The 14080-nt window shown below is 65.7% G+C and carries 12 protein-coding genes; 8 read left to right on the forward strand and 4 right to left on the reverse strand.

The window, feature by feature from the left end; genetic code table 11:
• The first annotated feature begins 21 nt into the window (after positions 1–21).
• Complete coding sequence (locus ACQR1F_RS24660) at positions 22–1431, forward strand: PLP-dependent aminotransferase family protein (protein ID WP_316179726.1); 1410 nt, start codon at positions 22–24, stop codon at positions 1429–1431.
• 4 nt (positions 1432–1435) lie between these two features.
• Here the strand turns inward: ACQR1F_RS24660 and ACQR1F_RS24665 are convergent, their stop codons facing one another.
• On the reverse strand, positions 1436–2239 hold the full coding sequence (locus ACQR1F_RS24665; RefSeq protein ID WP_316179724.1) for an N-formylglutamate amidohydrolase: 804 nt from the start codon (positions 2237–2239) through the stop codon (positions 1436–1438).
• 250 nt (positions 2240–2489) lie between these two features.
• On the opposite strand from ACQR1F_RS24665, the gene ACQR1F_RS24670 reads away from it, so the two are divergent.
• The 4 genes from ACQR1F_RS24670 (at position 2490) to rpoD (ending at position 8457) form a co-directional block, all read left to right on the forward strand.
• On the forward strand, positions 2490–3314 hold the full coding sequence (locus ACQR1F_RS24670; RefSeq protein ID WP_315802657.1) for a transglutaminase-like domain-containing protein: 825 nt from the start codon (positions 2490–2492) through the stop codon (positions 3312–3314).
• A 37-nt stretch (positions 3315–3351) separates the two neighbouring features.
• Entirely contained in the window at positions 3352–3762 is a 411-nt protein-coding gene (locus ACQR1F_RS24675; RefSeq protein ID WP_315802658.1) for a gamma-glutamylcyclotransferase family protein, read from the forward strand.
• A gap of 167 nt (positions 3763–3929) precedes the next feature.
• Entirely contained in the window at positions 3930–5936 is a 2007-nt protein-coding gene (gene dnaG, locus ACQR1F_RS24680; RefSeq protein ID WP_434914015.1) for a DNA primase, read from the forward strand.
• A 412-nt stretch (positions 5937–6348) separates the two neighbouring features.
• Positions 6349–8457 carry an RNA polymerase sigma factor RpoD gene (rpoD, locus tag ACQR1F_RS24685; protein ID WP_315802660.1) on the forward strand — a complete coding sequence of 703 codons (2109 nt, stop codon included), beginning with the start codon at positions 6349–6351 and terminating at the stop codon, positions 8455–8457.
• Between the two features lie 121 nt (positions 8458–8578).
• Here rpoD and ACQR1F_RS24690 read toward each other — a convergent pair whose 3' ends face one another.
• Positions 8579–8869, reverse strand: coding sequence for a DUF6881 domain-containing protein (locus ACQR1F_RS24690; RefSeq protein WP_409997933.1), 291 nt, complete (start codon positions 8867–8869; stop codon positions 8579–8581).
• Positions 8870–9173: 304 nt separating this feature from the next.
• Between ACQR1F_RS24690 and ACQR1F_RS24695 the strand changes: the two genes are divergently transcribed.
• Positions 9174–11357 carry a tetratricopeptide repeat protein gene (locus ACQR1F_RS24695; protein WP_434914016.1) on the forward strand — a complete coding sequence of 728 codons (2184 nt, stop codon included), beginning with the start codon at positions 9174–9176 and terminating at the stop codon, positions 11355–11357.
• Between the two features lie 405 nt (positions 11358–11762).
• Positions 11763–12698 carry a DUF817 domain-containing protein gene (locus tag ACQR1F_RS24700; protein ID WP_434914017.1) on the forward strand — a complete coding sequence of 312 codons (936 nt, stop codon included), beginning with the start codon at positions 11763–11765 and terminating at the stop codon, positions 12696–12698.
• 140 nt (positions 12699–12838) lie between these two features.
• Here the strand turns inward: ACQR1F_RS24700 and ACQR1F_RS24705 are convergent, their stop codons facing one another.
• Positions 12839–13075, reverse strand: a complete 237-nt coding sequence (locus ACQR1F_RS24705) for a hypothetical protein (protein ID WP_316217907.1) — start codon at positions 13073–13075, stop codon at positions 12839–12841.
• A 207-nt stretch (positions 13076–13282) separates the two neighbouring features.
• On the opposite strand from ACQR1F_RS24705, the gene ACQR1F_RS24710 reads away from it, so the two are divergent.
• Positions 13283–13657 (forward strand): thiol-disulfide oxidoreductase DCC family protein, encoded by a 375-nt coding sequence (locus ACQR1F_RS24710; RefSeq protein WP_434914038.1) that lies wholly within the window; start codon positions 13283–13285, stop codon positions 13655–13657.
• 98 nt (positions 13658–13755) lie between these two features.
• On the opposite strand, the gene ACQR1F_RS24715 is transcribed toward ACQR1F_RS24710, so the two are convergent.
• Positions 13756–14076, reverse strand: a complete 321-nt coding sequence (locus ACQR1F_RS24715; RefSeq protein WP_316217906.1) for a hypothetical protein — start codon at positions 14074–14076, stop codon at positions 13756–13758.
• Positions 14077–14080: the final 4 nt, after the last annotated feature.

A 14080-nucleotide genomic window follows, 5' to 3' on the forward strand; every position in this document is an offset into this window, starting at 1 on the left:
ACCTATTGCTCTTCAATTGCGTTGTTCGAAGAGCAATCGCGCCATACATATCTCGGTGCAATCGAAACATTGCTCTCGGTACAATATAGCATGAATGCTTCGTATACGGCCCTGGTCGACGACATCGCCGAGGACATCGCCAACGGCAGGCTGAAGGCCGGTGACCGGCTGCCGCCGCAGCGCCAGTTCGCCTATGAGCGGGGAATTGCCGCATCCACGGCAGCCCGCGTCTATGCCGAATTATTGCGCAGGGGCCTGGTCGTGGGCGAGGTCGGGCGCGGCACCTTCGTCGCGGGTGAGGCGGTGCCGGTGCCACCCTCGCTGCGGCTGGAGCCGTTCGACGGCCGCATCGATCTCGAATTCAATTTTCCGACCCTGCCGGATCAGGCGGCCCTGATCGCGAAGTCGCTGGCCGCGTGGCAGCGGCCGGAGAAGCTGGCGCCGGTGCTGGCGCCGATCACGCAGCGTCGGCTGGCCGAGGCCGGGCGCACCGCCGCGGCCTTCTTCGCCAGCGAGCGCTGGCGCCCGCGTGCGGAAAATTTCGTCTTCGCCGGCAGCGGGCGGCAGTCGCTGGCTGCGGCGATCTCGGCGCTGGTGCCGGTCGGCGGCCGGCTCGGCGTCGAGGCCGTGACCTATCCGATGATCAAGGGCATCGCGGCGCGGCTCGGCGTGACCCTGGTGCCGCTCGCGATGGACGGCGAGGGCATCCGTCCGGAGGCGCTGACCAAGGCGCATCGCAGCAGCGCGCTCAACGCGATCTACATCCAGCCGGTGATGCAGAATCCGCTCGGCCTGACGATGAGCGAGGCGAGGCGCGAGGAGATCGTGCGTCTGGTGCGCAAGCACGAGCTGATGATCATCGAGGATCTGGTCTACGGCTTCCTCAGCGATCAGGTCTCGCTGGCGACGCAGGCCGAGGAGCGCGTCGTCGTGGTCGACAGCCTTGCCAAGCGGCTGGCGCCGGGCATCGCCGTTGGCTTCCTGTACGTCCCCTCGACCATGCGCGAAAAATTCGCCGCCACGGTGCGCACCGGGGCCTGGTCGGTGACGTCGCTGGCGCTGGCCGCCGGCATGGGGCTGCTCGCCGACGGCACGGCGGCCGAGATCACCAGGCGCAAGCGCGCCGATGCGCTGGTGCGCCAGGCGATCGTCGCCGAGTGCCTCGCCGGCCATCACATCGAGGCCGATCCGCGCTCCTACCATGTCTGGCTGCACCTGCCGGAGGGCTGGCGCGCCGAAGCCTTGACGGCCGCAGCAGCCCGTGCCGGCATCGCGATCACCCCGGCGAGCGCCTTTGCAGTGGCGCACGGTCATTCACCGAACGCGGTAAGGCTCGCGCTCGGCCTGCCAAGCCACGAGGATCTGCGCACAGCTCTGTGGCGGCTTGCCGGATTGCTGTCGCATCACGACGCCTCCGACATGACGGAGTAGCAGGCTACGCGAGGCCCTTGCTGCGCAGCTCGACCTCGATCTCGCCGAGAATGCGGATCAGCCGCTCGGCCCAGCGCTGCTGGCCCTCGGGCTCGGCGATTTCGTTCTGACGAATCTCGATGCCGGAATTGATCAGCCCGCGCGCCTCGCCATGCACGGGGATGGTGTAGTCGGTGCCGTCGCCGACCGCATAGGGCTGATTGTCGCCCACCACGAGATCGGGCTCGGCCCGCAGCGCCTTCAACAGCAGCGGCGGCAGCACACGGTCGTGCTGATACAGCGTGCCGATGTGCCAGGGCCGCCCGATGCCGGCATAGACGGGCGTGAAGCTGTGCAGCGAGACGAGAATGGTCGGCCGCCCCGCGGCCTTGCGCGCATCGAGCACCGCGGTGATGCGGTCGTGATAGGGATCGAAGATGGCGCGCCGCCGCAGCTCGGCGTCCTCATGCGTCAGGCCCTCATTGCCGGGGATCGTGGTGCGCTCGCTGATCATCGGAATCGCGTTCGGCGCCTTCGGCGAGCGGTTGCAGTCGATCACCAGCCGCGAATAGCGCTGCGCGATCAGATGCGCATCGAGCGCGCGCGACACGGCCTCCGCCACGCCGGCGATGCCGATGTCCCAGGCGATGTGCCGCTCCAGTTCGCTCTCGTCGAGGCCGAGATTACCGAGCGCCCGCGGCAGCAGGCGGCCGTAATGATCGCAGGTGAAGACCAGCGCGGAGGCGCCATCCTGGTTCTGCTCGTAGACCGGCGGAACTTCGTCGCCCTGAAGGAGTCTTTTCGTATCGGTCGCGCGCGGCTGATTCATGATCACGTTCGTTGCTCATTCAGGCGGCATGACGATCTGCAATTGAGCAGGGGCCAATCTGGATCGGATCGCCGAAAACCGCGATGATGATTCGATGACGATGCCGATCCCGCGAGGCGATCACAAGGCCTGATATGGCCGGACCCGATCGGTTCTGTGGGTGGCGTTCGCGTCAGGCCGTCAGCGCCGCCGAGCCGCGTGCTGAGACCATCGAACACGCCGAGAGCCGCGCGTGCGGAAGAGGGGACTGATGGAGATCAAGGTCGGGTTCGAGATCGCCTACGCCGCGCCCGCGGCGACGCCGATGGTGATCATGCTGTCGATCCATCCCTCGCGCCGCCAGGACATCGTTGGCGCCGAGACCATCGTCGCCGAGCCGGGCGTGCCGATCAGCTTCTACCGCGACAGCTTCGACAACATCTGCGGCCGCCTGGTGGCGCCGAGCGGCGGTGTCACCTTCCACGGCAGCGCCATCGTGCGTGATACGGGCTTGCCCGATCTCGTCGAGCCCGCCGCGCAGCAACTGCCGATCGACCAGCTGCCGGACGATCTGCTGCTGTATCTGATGCCGAGTCGCTATTGCGAGACCGACAAGCTGACCGACGTCGCCTGGTCGCTGTTCGGCAGCGTGCCGGCGGGCTGGGCGCGCGTGCAGGCGATCTGCGACTTCGTCCACGATCATGTCAGCTTCGGCTATGAGCATGCGCATCACATGAAGTCGGCACACGACGTCTATCAGCAGCGCACCGGCGTCTGCCGCGACTTCGCGCATCTGGCGCTGACCCTGTGCCGCTGCATGGGCATCCCGGCGCGCTATTGCACCGGCTACATGGGCGACATCGGCATTCCGCCGGAGCCCTATCCGATGGATTTCTCAGGCTGGTTTCAGGCCTATCTCTCGGGCGAGTGGTACACGTTCGACGCCCGCCACAACGTGCCGCGCATCGGCCGCATCCTGATGGCCACGGGGCGCGATGCCGCCGACGTCGCACTGTCGACCTCGTTCGGCCGGATGACGCTGACCAAATTCCACGTCGTCAGCGACGAGATCGTGGCGGCCCGCGGCGTGGCGTGAAGCTGGCCTCGCCGCGCGAGGCCGGCTATGCAGGGCGATGACCTCCGACACGACATCCGATCTCCTGTTCGTCTACGGCACCTTGATGCGCGGCTTCGACCATCCGATGGCGCGGTTGCTGTCGGCCAACGCCGATTTCGTCGCCGAGGCCAGTTGCCGCGGCCGGCTGTACCGGATCCAGCATTATCCCGGCCTCGTGCTCTCGGATGACGCCGTGGATGCCGTCCATGGCGAGCTGTTCCGGCTGCGCCAGCCCGAGCCCATGCTGCGCGAGTTCGACATGTACGAGGCCTGTGGCGAGGGCTTCGCGCAGCCGACCGAGTACCTGCGTCAGCGCCTCAGCGTCACGCTGGCCGACGGCTCGGCCCGCGAGGCCTGGACCTATGTCTACAACTGGCCGGTCGACGAGGCCGCCCGCATCGCCTCGGGGCGCTTTCTGGCGCCTTGATCCCCTCTCTCCTCCCGTCATTCCGCGGCGCGCCCTGCGGTCGCCCCGGAATGACTGAAGGAGAGAGCAGGGCCTGTGAATAGCCCGGACAAGGGCGAGGAAGTTCACATTTCGTACACGGGTGCCTATATGCGTAAGTCCATCAACACAGGACCACCGCCTCACCCATGGCTCGCTTCACGCCGGAATTTCTCGATGAGCTGCGCGCCCGGCTTCCGGTCTCGGACGTCGTCGGCAAGCGCGTGAAGCTCAAGAAGGCGGGGCGGGAGTGGAAGGGGCTGTCGCCGTTCCAGCAGGAGAAGACGCCGTCCTTCTACGTCAACGACCAGAAGGGTTTTTATCACGACTTCTCCTCCGGCAAGCATGGCAACATCTTCGACTTCGTGATGGAGACTGAGGGCTGCTCGTTCCCTGAGGCGGTCGAGCGGCTGGCGGGGATCGCCGGCCTGGCCTTGCCCGCGGTGACGCCCGACGCGGCGCGCCAGGAGCGGCAGCGCAAGACGCTGTATGACGTGATGGAGCTGGCGGCGAAGTTCTTTTCTGACACGCTGGCGTCCCGTCATGGCGCGCGCGCCCGTGGCTATCTTGCCGATCGCGCGATCCTGCCGCAGACGCAGCTCCAATTCCGGCTTGGCTACGCGCCGCCGGATCGGTTCGGCTTGAAGGAATATCTTGGCGCCCAGGGCGTGCCGGTGGCCGACATGGTCGAGGCGGGATTGCTGGTCGGCGGCGACGACATTCCCGTGCCGTACGACCGCTTCCGCGACCGCGTGATGTTTCCGATCACCGATCTCCGTGGACGCGTCATCGCCTTCGGCGGCCGCGCGCTGCAGAAGGACGTGCCGGCGAAATACCTGAACTCGCCGGAGACGCCGCTCTTCCACAAGGGCGACAACCTCTACAACCTGCCGAGCGCTCGTCAGGCCGCGCATAACGGCGCGCCGATGATCGTGGTCGAGGGCTATGTCGACGTCATCGCGCTGGTGGCGGCCGGCTTTGCCGGCGCCGTGGCGCCGCTCGGCACCGCACTGACCGAGAGCCAGCTTTCGTTGATCTGGAAGATGGTGGACGAACCGATCCTCTGCTTCGACGGCGACCGCGCCGGCCAAAAGGCAGCCTATCGTGCCGCGGACCTTGCTTTGCCGCATCTCAAGCCCGGCAAGAGTCTCCGCTTCGCGCTGCTGCCGGAGGGACAGGATCCCGACGATCTCGTCCGCTCCGGCGGCCGCGGCGCGGTCGAGGAGGTGCTCAAGGTCGCAAAACCTCTCGCCGAGGTGATCTGGTCGCGCGAGATCGAGGGCGGCAGCTTCAACACCCCGGAGCGCCGCGCCGCGCTGGAGGCGCGGATCGGTCAGCTCACCGGCGGCATCGCCGACGAGGTGGTACGGCGCTACTACAAGCAGGATCTCAGCGACCGGCTGTACCGGACGTTCGCGCCGGACGGTGGCCGGGGCTTTGGCCGCGGCTACGGTGCCGAATCAGGACGGCGGTTTGGCCCCCGCAGTCCCGGTTCCGGACAGCCGGGGCGGTTATCCACAGGGGGCGGCCGCCGCGGCGGCGCGCCATCCACAGGACCCGCGATGGCCCGCGGACCCTACCAGGCGGCGAGCCCCCAGCTCGCCATGAGCCCGATCATGCGCGGCCAGCGCTCGGCGATCTCGCGCCGGGAGGCGCTGATCCTGCAGTGCCTGATCAACCACCCCTGGATCCTGCACGACCACCTCGAGGAGGTCGCAGCCCTCGAACTGGCCCATCCCGAGGCGCACAAGCTCCGCGCCGCGATCATCGCGGCCTTCGCCCACGACCACCACCATTCGCCGGACCCGGACGAGCAGGCCGAGAAGATGCGGGCCGACCTGGAGAAGTCAGGCTTTTCCGAGCTTCTTCAACGGGTTGAGCGGGCAATCACGACCGCTGCGGTGTGGGCGGCGAAGCCCGGCGCGGCGCGCGATGACGTTCTTGCGACCTGGCACCAGCTCGTTGCCTTGCATCGGCAATGGCACTCCTTACTTAGGGAATTGAAGGATGCCGAGCTTGCCTTGGGCGAGGAGCCGAGCGAGCCGAACATGGGCTGGTTGAGGGACGTGAAGGCCAGGATGGCCGAGATGGACGGCACCGAAGCGCTGATCGAAGGCTTCGGGGAACTGTCCGGTCGCACCAACCGCAACGTGTAGACCGGATGCCCGGCGCCCTGTCGCGAACTGAGCACATTTCGACCCGGTCCGCTTGCGCGGTCTCGGGTCCGCGCGAAAAGACTCGCCAAATCCATGGTTTGGCTGCAAAAACAGGGTTAATCGAAGTTTAAGAGGTCCGGGGCATTTTCTGCAGCAGATGGGTTGGTTTCGCTGTCGGACACCGCGCCTGCATGTTGGGCGCCGGATTCGATTGCAAAACCGGTATCGCTTTTGCAAGAAACGCGCGCCGGTCCGAAAACGGGACGACACCAGCGACAGACTTCAGGGGGTGGCGACGTTGAATGTGCGCCGCCCTTTCCGCGTCGAGAACAGTTTGAGTAGAGCAGGCGGGCGCCGCGATGCCAAGGGCGAAGATGCCACGGGCGGAGCGGGCGCGTTTCGGGAGCAATGAATGGCCACGAAGGCAAAGACGCTGCAGGTGAAGGACAAGGAAAAGGACGACAAGGCCGCGGACGCTCCTGAGAAGGACGCCGCCGATGCGCCTTCGCCGTTGCTCGACCTGTCGGACGCCGCCGTCAAGAAGATGATCAAGCAGGCCAAGAAGCGCGGCTTCGTGACCTTTGATCAGCTCAACGAGGTCCTGCCTTCCGACACCACCTCGCCGGAACAGATCGAAGACATCATGTCGATGCTATCAGACATGGGCATCAACGTGACCGAGGCCGAGGAGGCCGACGAGTCCGACGAGAAGGACGACGGCGAGGACGAGACCGACAACGAGCTCGTCGAGATCACCCAGAAGGCCGTCACCGAGGTCAAGAAGTCGGAGCCCGGCGAGCGCACCGATGATCCCGTGCGCATGTATCTGCGCGAGATGGGCACCGTCGAGCTGCTGTCGCGCGAGGGCGAGATCGCGATCGCCAAGCGCATCGAGGCCGGCCGCGAGGCGATGATCGCGGGCCTCTGCGAAAGCCCGCTGACCTTCCAGGCCATCATCATCTGGCGTGACGAGCTCAACGAAGGCAAGATCTTCCTTCGCGACATCATCGATCTCGAAGCCACTTATGCCGGCCCGGAAGCCAAGGGCGGCATGAATCCGCAGATCGCCGCGCCCGTGAATGGCGAGGGCGCTCCGGCCGAGGGCGGCGACGTCCAGGCCGCGGTCGCGCCGCCGGCCGCCCCGCAGCAGCCGACCCCGTTCCGTGCCGCGCCGAACGGCGCGCCCGCCGAGGAGAAGGATCCCGGCGAGGCGGCGGCCGAAGCCGACATGGACGACGACGAGTTCGAGAACCAGATGTCGCTCGCCGCCATCGAGGCCGAGCTGAAGCCGAAGGTGGTCGAGACCTTCGACAAGATCGCGTCCGAGTACAAGAAGCTGCGACGCCTGCAGGAGCAGGACATCGCCAACCAGCTGCAGAGCGAGTCGCTGTCGCCGTCGCAGGAGCGCAAGTACAAGAAGCTCAAGGACGAGATCATCGTCGAGGTGAAGTCGCTGCGCCTCAACCAGGCCCGTATCGACAGCCTCGTCGAGCAGCTCTACGACATCAACAAGAAGCTGGTCTCGTTCGAGAGCCGGCTGATGCGCTTGGCCGACTCCCACGGCGTCGCGCGCGAAGACTTCCTGCGCAACTACCAGGGCTCGGAGCTCGATCCGCGCTGGCTCAACCGCGTCTCCAAGCTCTCCGCCAAAGGCTGGAAGAACTTCGTCCATTACGAGAAGGACCGCATCAAGGACCTGCGCCAGGAGGTGCAGGCGATGGCCGCGCTCACCGGTCTCGAGATCGGCGAATTCCGCAAGATCGTGCATTCGGTGCAGAAGGGCGAGCGCGAGGCCCGTCAGGCCAAGAAGGAGATGGTGGAAGCCAACCTCCGTCTCGTGATCTCGATCGCCAAGAAGTACACCAACCGCGGCCTGCAGTTCCTCGACCTGATCCAGGAAGGCAACATCGGCCTGATGAAGGCGGTCGACAAGTTCGAGTACCGCCGCGGCTACAAGTTCTCGACCTACGCCACCTGGTGGATCCGGCAGGCGATCACCCGCTCGATCGCCGACCAGGCCCGCACCATCCGCATCCCCGTGCATATGATCGAGACGATCAACAAGATCGTCCGCACCTCGCGCCAGATGCTGAACGAGATCGGCCGCGAGCCGACCCCGGAGGAGCTCGCCGAGAAGCTCGGCATGCCCCTGGAGAAGGTGCGCAAGGTCCTCAAGATCGCCAAGGAGCCGCTCTCGCTTGAAACCCCCGTCGGCGACGAGGAGGATAGCCACCTCGGCGACTTCATCGAGGACAAGAACGCCATCCTGCCGATCGACGCCGCCATCCAGTCGAACCTGCGCGAAACCACCACCCGCGTGCTCGCCTCGCTCACCCCCCGCGAAGAGCGCGTGCTGCGCATGCGCTTCGGCATCGGCATGAACACCGACCATACGCTGGAAGAGGTCGGCCAGCAGTTCTCGGTGACGAGAGAGCGTATCCGCCAGATCGAGGCCAAGGCGCTGCGTAAGTTGAAGCATCCGTCGAGGTCAAGGAAGCTGCGGTCGTTCCTGGACAACTAATCACTGCATCAGTCGTCATTGCCGGGCTTGACCCGGCAATCCATCAAGGGACAACGGCGGACCGAGAGGTTCGCCGTTTTAGTTTGTGATCCATGTAAGCCAGGCAATTTGTCGACGTGACCTAACGCGCACGCCTGGCGCTCCAACGGCGCTCGAACTCTTCCTTCGAAATCTCTTCCGCCACGAATTGAGGATCCTGCCCGATCTCGTCGATGGGAGGAACAGCTATCTTCCCGAGCCGCGTCCGATCTGTCGCCTCGGTCGCGGTTGCGAAGCCGATGCTGCCGTCCCGAAAGATCTCCAGCTTTCGCGTCTCGAAGCGCTCGCCGTCGAGTTCGCTCCAGCGTTTTGCAAACCCTGGCGGCGACAGTGATGCGTAGGGTGGGCAAAGGCACGTGCACGGTGTCGAGATTGGCGACGGTGTCGTGCGCCGTGCCTACCGCGGCAGGCGGCCAATTGTGGGCACGCGCCGCCTTCGGCGGCGCTTCGCCCACCGTACGCATTAAGTTGGTACTCTGACGGCGATGGACGTGACGCGCTGCGGAAGGACCAATGACGGCATTCACTCAGCAAATTCCCGCAGAAAACATGGTTAATGAATTGTTTACGCTTGTCATCGAAGGTTCGGCGGGCGACCGAATGACGCCTGCATTCCGGCACTCTGCCCCGTCGTGACAGAACTTGGCGATGGCGGCTGATCCCTGGACGTTTTCAGCATGCAGCCAGCCTTGCGGAAAGGCGATGAGATCGCCGACCTGTTCGCCCGGGCGAGTGCGTTTCACCGCTCCGGCGATCTGGCCAAGGCTCAGGCCGGCTACAAGAAAATCCTCAAGAAGCGGCCGAACCATTTCGGCGCGCTCTATATGTTTGGACTGTCCGAGCACCAGAGCAACAATTCAGAGGCGGCGGAGCGCCTTCTGAAGCGGGCGGTGCTGGCAGACCCGCAAAACGTTGCGGCGAGATATGCGCGGGCCGTCGTCCTGTCCGCGCTCCAGCGCGACGACGAAGCGCTGACCTGCTTCGACGATCTCCTGGCCTTGAAGCCGGATTTCTTCGAGGCGCAGCTGGAACGCGGCAAGCTGTTGTCGCGCCTCCAGCGCTTCGCGGAGGCGGTCGTCAGTTTCGACAACGCCCTCCGGATCAATCCGCAGCACCTCGACGTGTTGATGAACAAGGGCGAAGCGCTGCACTATCTCGGCCGGTTCGCCGATGCGATCGCATGCTACGACCAGCTTCTCGCGGCGAAACCCACGCATCTGGCCGCCATCATCAATCGAGGCTGCGCGTTCAAGGATCTGCGTCGATCCGATGAGGCGATCGCCGAATTCAACCGGGCGCTGGCCCTTGCGCCCGACGACACCACGGCGCTGATCAATCGCGGCGAGACGTTCCTCCAGCTCAAGCGTAACGACGACGCGCTCGCTGATTTCGACCGGGTGATCGCGCTCGATCCGCAATTCACCCTGGGCTGGCTCGGCCGCGCCAACGTCCTGATGCTCAACAAGCGGGTGAGCGAGGCGCTGGAGGCCTGCCAGCGCGCCGTTACGATCGAGCCGAACTCCGCGAAAGCGCTGAGCCAGATCGGTCAATGTCATGCGCTGATGGGCGATGCAGAGGCGGCTGTCGCACTTTTCGATCGGGCGCTCGCGATCGACCCGGCCGACGAAGTCGCACTGGCGAACCGCATCTTCTCGTTGGATTTCTGCGATGTCGGCTATGCGGAGCACCAGGCCGTCCGATCGGAGTGGTGGCGCCGGATCGGATCCAGGATCGCAGAGAGGCATCCGCCTGATCATACCAATGATCTTGACCCTCACCGACGGATCGTCGTGGGATATGTGTCGGGCGACTTCAAGGAGCATTCCGCCGCCCGCACGATCCGGCCCGTGCTGCAGAACCACGACAAATCGCAGGTCGGGGTGATCTGCTATTCGAACTCACCGGTCCAGGACGAGATCACCGAGACGTTCCGGGTGGCTGCTGATCGATGGCACGACGTGATGCAATGGTCCGACGATCAGCTCACGGATTGCATCCGGTCCGACCGGGTCGACATTCTCGTCGACCTGTCCGGACACTCCCGCGGCAATCGGCTGGCCACCTTCGCGCGCAAGCCGGCCCCCATCCAGGTCACCGCCTGGGGCCACGCGACCGGCACCGGTCTGGCGACGATGGACTACCTGTTCGGCGATCCCGTCATGGCGCCGCTGGAGGTACGTCACCTGTTCACCGAGCAGATCTATGATCTGCCATGCCTGATCATCATCGAGCCGCCTCCGGCGGGGCTGCGCAGCCTCGAGGCGCCCGTGACGTCCAATGGCCATGTGACTTACGGCGCGTTCACCCGGGCGAACCGCTTATCGAGCGCCGTCCTCGACGTCTGGGCCCGCATCCTGCGCGCCGATGTAAGCGCCCGGCTGCTCGTCAAGGACTATCTGCTCGGCGATGCTGCGATTCAGGCCAGGCTGCTGGCCGACTTCGCCGCGCGCGGCATCGCGCCGGATCGCATCGGCCTGATCGGACCGACCTCCCGCGACGAGCATCTCGCCGCCCACCGGCTCATCGACATCTGGCTCGATCCATTTCCCAATGGCGGCGGCGTCTCCGCCTGGGAAGCCCTGCACATGGGCGTGCCGGTCGTGTCGAAGCTCGGCAACGGGATGTGCAGCCGCGCCGGCGGCGCGATCCTGACGGCGATCGGCATGGCCGACTGGGTCGCCACGACCGATGATGAGTATGTGGACATCGCTTTGCGGTCGACGCCGGACCGGCTCAGGATGATCCGTCACCAGCTTCCCGACCTCATCGCCGCACGTTGTGGTCCGGCCATCTACACCAGGGCCGTCGAAGCGGCCTATCGCGAGATGTGGCAGACCTATTGCCGCGGTCGACAGACCTAACAAGAAACAGTCATCGAGAAGCGGGAAGCCAAACGATTGTGCCGCAGGCGCAGCGGCGGTGACTGCGCCCTCGCCCCTTGTGGGAGAGGGCATGTAGGACAGTGCAACGACCTCGGTCGGGTGAGGGGTCTATCTCCCCGAGTTGCGCTCGCGGACAGAACCCCTCACCCAACCGAGCCCGCGGCTCCGCCAGCGCTGCCCTCTCCCACACGGGGCGAGGGCACTGTATCGCGCGGCGGTGGGGAGGTTGCAGGAAGGTTTGGAAGGTGGCGTCGAGGTGCCGGGGGCCGACAAGGCCTCTTGTCCGCAGGTGTCCGTGTCCTTGCCGCAAGAGGCCGAACTTTGCGCAGACGGCGTGGGGCGATCGACTGCTAGGGATTGGCGTCTCACCGGATGCGAACTCCCATGCACGACGACGAGTTTTCATCGGCCGCAGCGCAGTCCAGCGCCGCCGCCATCTGGGCGCCGCTGCGCCCCTTCATCGCTGCAGAGGCCCGCCTCGCGGCGCGTGCGGCCGAAACGCCGTGGACTGCCTTCCTCTATGAATTCATTCGCTTCGGCGTGAAGCAGGGCTGGGCCTGCCTGTTCGGCGGCATCGCGCTGGCATTGTTGCTTGTGACATGGCGGTTCTATCCGGCCGATGCGCCGCTGGCCCGGTACGACTTTCTCTTCCTCTGCATGCTCGCCGTCCAGGCCGCGCTACTCGCGGCAAAACTCGAGACCTTTGAGGAGGCCAAGGTCATCCTGGTCTATCACCTTGTCGGGACAGCGATGGAGCTGTTCAAGACCGCGACCGGCTCGTGGATCTATCCCGAGCCGAGCCTGATCCGCCTGGGTGGCGTGCCGCTGTTCTCCGGCTTCATGTATTCCTGCATCGGCAGCTATCTCTGCCGCGTCTGGCGGCTGTTCGATTTCCGCTTCACCGGCCATCCGTCGCGGCGCTGGCTGGTCGGGCTGAGCGCTGCGATCTATCTCAACTTCTTCACCGACCATTACAGGCTCGATCTGAGGCTCGTGCTGTTCGGCTGGGCCGCGCTGCTGTTTGCGCCGGCGACCGTCCACTTCAAGGTCTGGCGCGTGCACCGCTCGATGCCGCTGCTGCTCGGGCTGATCCTGGTGTCGCTGTTCATCTGGCTGTCGGAGAATATCGGCACGCTGTCGCGCACCTGGATCTATCCGGCGCAGGCCCAAGGCTGGGCCATGGTGTCGGTCACCAAGCTCGGCTCCTGGTTCTTGCTGCTGATCATCAGCTACACGCTGGTCAGCCTGATCAATCGGCCGCAGGAGATGGACACCCGGGAAAGCGTGCTGTTGCCGGAGCGACAGAAGCAAGCCGCATAGCGCCCTGCCGTAGGGTGGGCAAAGGCGCCTGTTGGGGCTGGCGCAGGCATCGCGTGCCGTGCCCACCGCGTTTCGCGGCAGGCACCTGATGGTGGGCACGCGCTGCGCGCTTTGCCCACCCTACGGCAGCGGGGCTTTCGCTACTTCTTCTTCGCGCCGACCCTCTCCAGCGACTTGATCGCCAGCGGCGGGCGGCCGGACTTTTCGGCGATGTCGCGGTCCTGCTCCATGATGAAGCCGCGGGCCGGCTCGTCGCCGTCGAGGCCGCCGAGCAGCTCGGCCGGCACCCGCCGGTTGGAGCGCTGCGAGCCGTCCTCATAGGTGACGTTGAAGAAGGCGAATTCGCCTTTGGGGTTGGTGCCGGGTTTCTTTGCCATGGTCGGCGGTCTACGGCGGCGGGGCCGGTCCGGTCAATGCAGGAAAATGCTTATCCGCTGCCCGAATTTGACTTTTCCGTCATATGATTTTCGTGGAATCGGAGGAGTGGCCGGGCACGGCCGCGGCCTCTCGAAAACTCCTCGAATTTGCCGGATGACAATGCGTTCATCGCGGCCCCGAACCCGCGGCGAATTCCCGACATGTCGATGCCCCAACTCACCGTCTGGTACAACACGCGCTGCCCGGTCTGCGACGCCGGCATCGACTGGCAGCGCAACAAGCTGCTGGCGCTGGTCAGGTCGGGGCGGGTCGCGTTCAGGGACATCAATGAAGAGCCGGAGGCGCTCGCCGCATTCGGCGCCGATGTCGACGCCGTCCGCCGCCGCCTGCACGCGACCGACGAGGAGGGGCAGTTGATCACCGGCGCCGACGTCGCGCTCTTGCTGTGGGCGCTGACGCCCGGCGAGGGCTGGCTCGCCAAGCTGTTCGGCAACCGTCTGGTGCGGCCACTGACGCGGTTCGGCTACGACCGGTTCGCCGATGTGCTGTTCGCCTGGAACGGGCGGAAGGGGCATTGGTGAGGGCGGACGGACGCTTGCCATGTCGCCACAACGGCGGTGCGCTCCCCTCCCCCTTGCGGGGAGGGGAGCGCACCTCCATTGCGGCAGAGATTTCAAGCTTATCGCCTCCGCACCTTCACCCGCGCATGCACCCTTGTGCCGCCGCGCGGCTCGTCGTCATCGTCGCCGCGGCCGAGCGCCATGATCGCGGTGCCCATCGCGGTCGAGCCGAAGGTGACGAAGAACGAGCCGAGCAGCAGGCCGATGGCGACGCCGGGCGAGCGATCGGAGAAGATCAGGTGGCGCAGGCCGAAAGGGTCGAGCGCCAGCAGGCCGCCGACCAGCACCACGGCCATGCCGAGGCCGAGCGCGAGGTTGATCGCGAGCAGGCGGAACAGGGGGATCTGAAGCAGTCTGCGTCGTCGCTGGCCTGGCGGCATCGGC

It is taken from the genome of Bradyrhizobium sp. HKCCYLS3013 (assembly GCF_051167615.1).
In the GTDB taxonomy this organism is placed as follows: Bacteria; Pseudomonadota; Alphaproteobacteria; order Rhizobiales; family Xanthobacteraceae; genus Bradyrhizobium.

Excerpts from the sequence above, each read along its gene's own strand:
- ACQR1F_RS24665 (WP_316179724.1), bottom strand. The coding sequence starts at position 2,239 with ATGAATCAGCCGCGCGCGACCGATACGAAAAGACTCCTTCAGGGCGAC.
- ACQR1F_RS24670 (WP_315802657.1), top strand. The coding sequence starts at position 2,490 with ATGGAGATCAAGGTCGGGTTCGAGATCGCCTACGCCGCGCCCGCGGCG.
- ACQR1F_RS24675 (WP_315802658.1), top strand. The coding sequence starts at position 3,352 with ATGACCTCCGACACGACATCCGATCTCCTGTTCGTCTACGGCACCTTG.
- dnaG (WP_434914015.1), top strand. The coding sequence starts at position 3,930 with ATGGCTCGCTTCACGCCGGAATTTCTCGATGAGCTGCGCGCCCGGCTT.
- rpoD (WP_315802660.1), top strand. The coding sequence starts at position 6,349 with ATGGCCACGAAGGCAAAGACGCTGCAGGTGAAGGACAAGGAAAAGGAC.
- ACQR1F_RS24695 (WP_434914016.1), top strand. The coding sequence starts at position 9,174 with ATGCAGCCAGCCTTGCGGAAAGGCGATGAGATCGCCGACCTGTTCGCC.
- ACQR1F_RS24700 (WP_434914017.1), top strand. The coding sequence starts at position 11,763 with ATGCACGACGACGAGTTTTCATCGGCCGCAGCGCAGTCCAGCGCCGCC.
- ACQR1F_RS24705 (WP_316217907.1), bottom strand. The coding sequence starts at position 13,075 with ATGGCAAAGAAACCCGGCACCAACCCCAAAGGCGAATTCGCCTTCTTC.
- ACQR1F_RS24710 (WP_434914038.1), top strand. The coding sequence starts at position 13,283 with ATGCCCCAACTCACCGTCTGGTACAACACGCGCTGCCCGGTCTGCGAC.
- ACQR1F_RS24715 (WP_316217906.1), bottom strand. The coding sequence starts at position 14,076 with ATGCCGCCAGGCCAGCGACGACGCAGACTGCTTCAGATCCCCCTGTTC.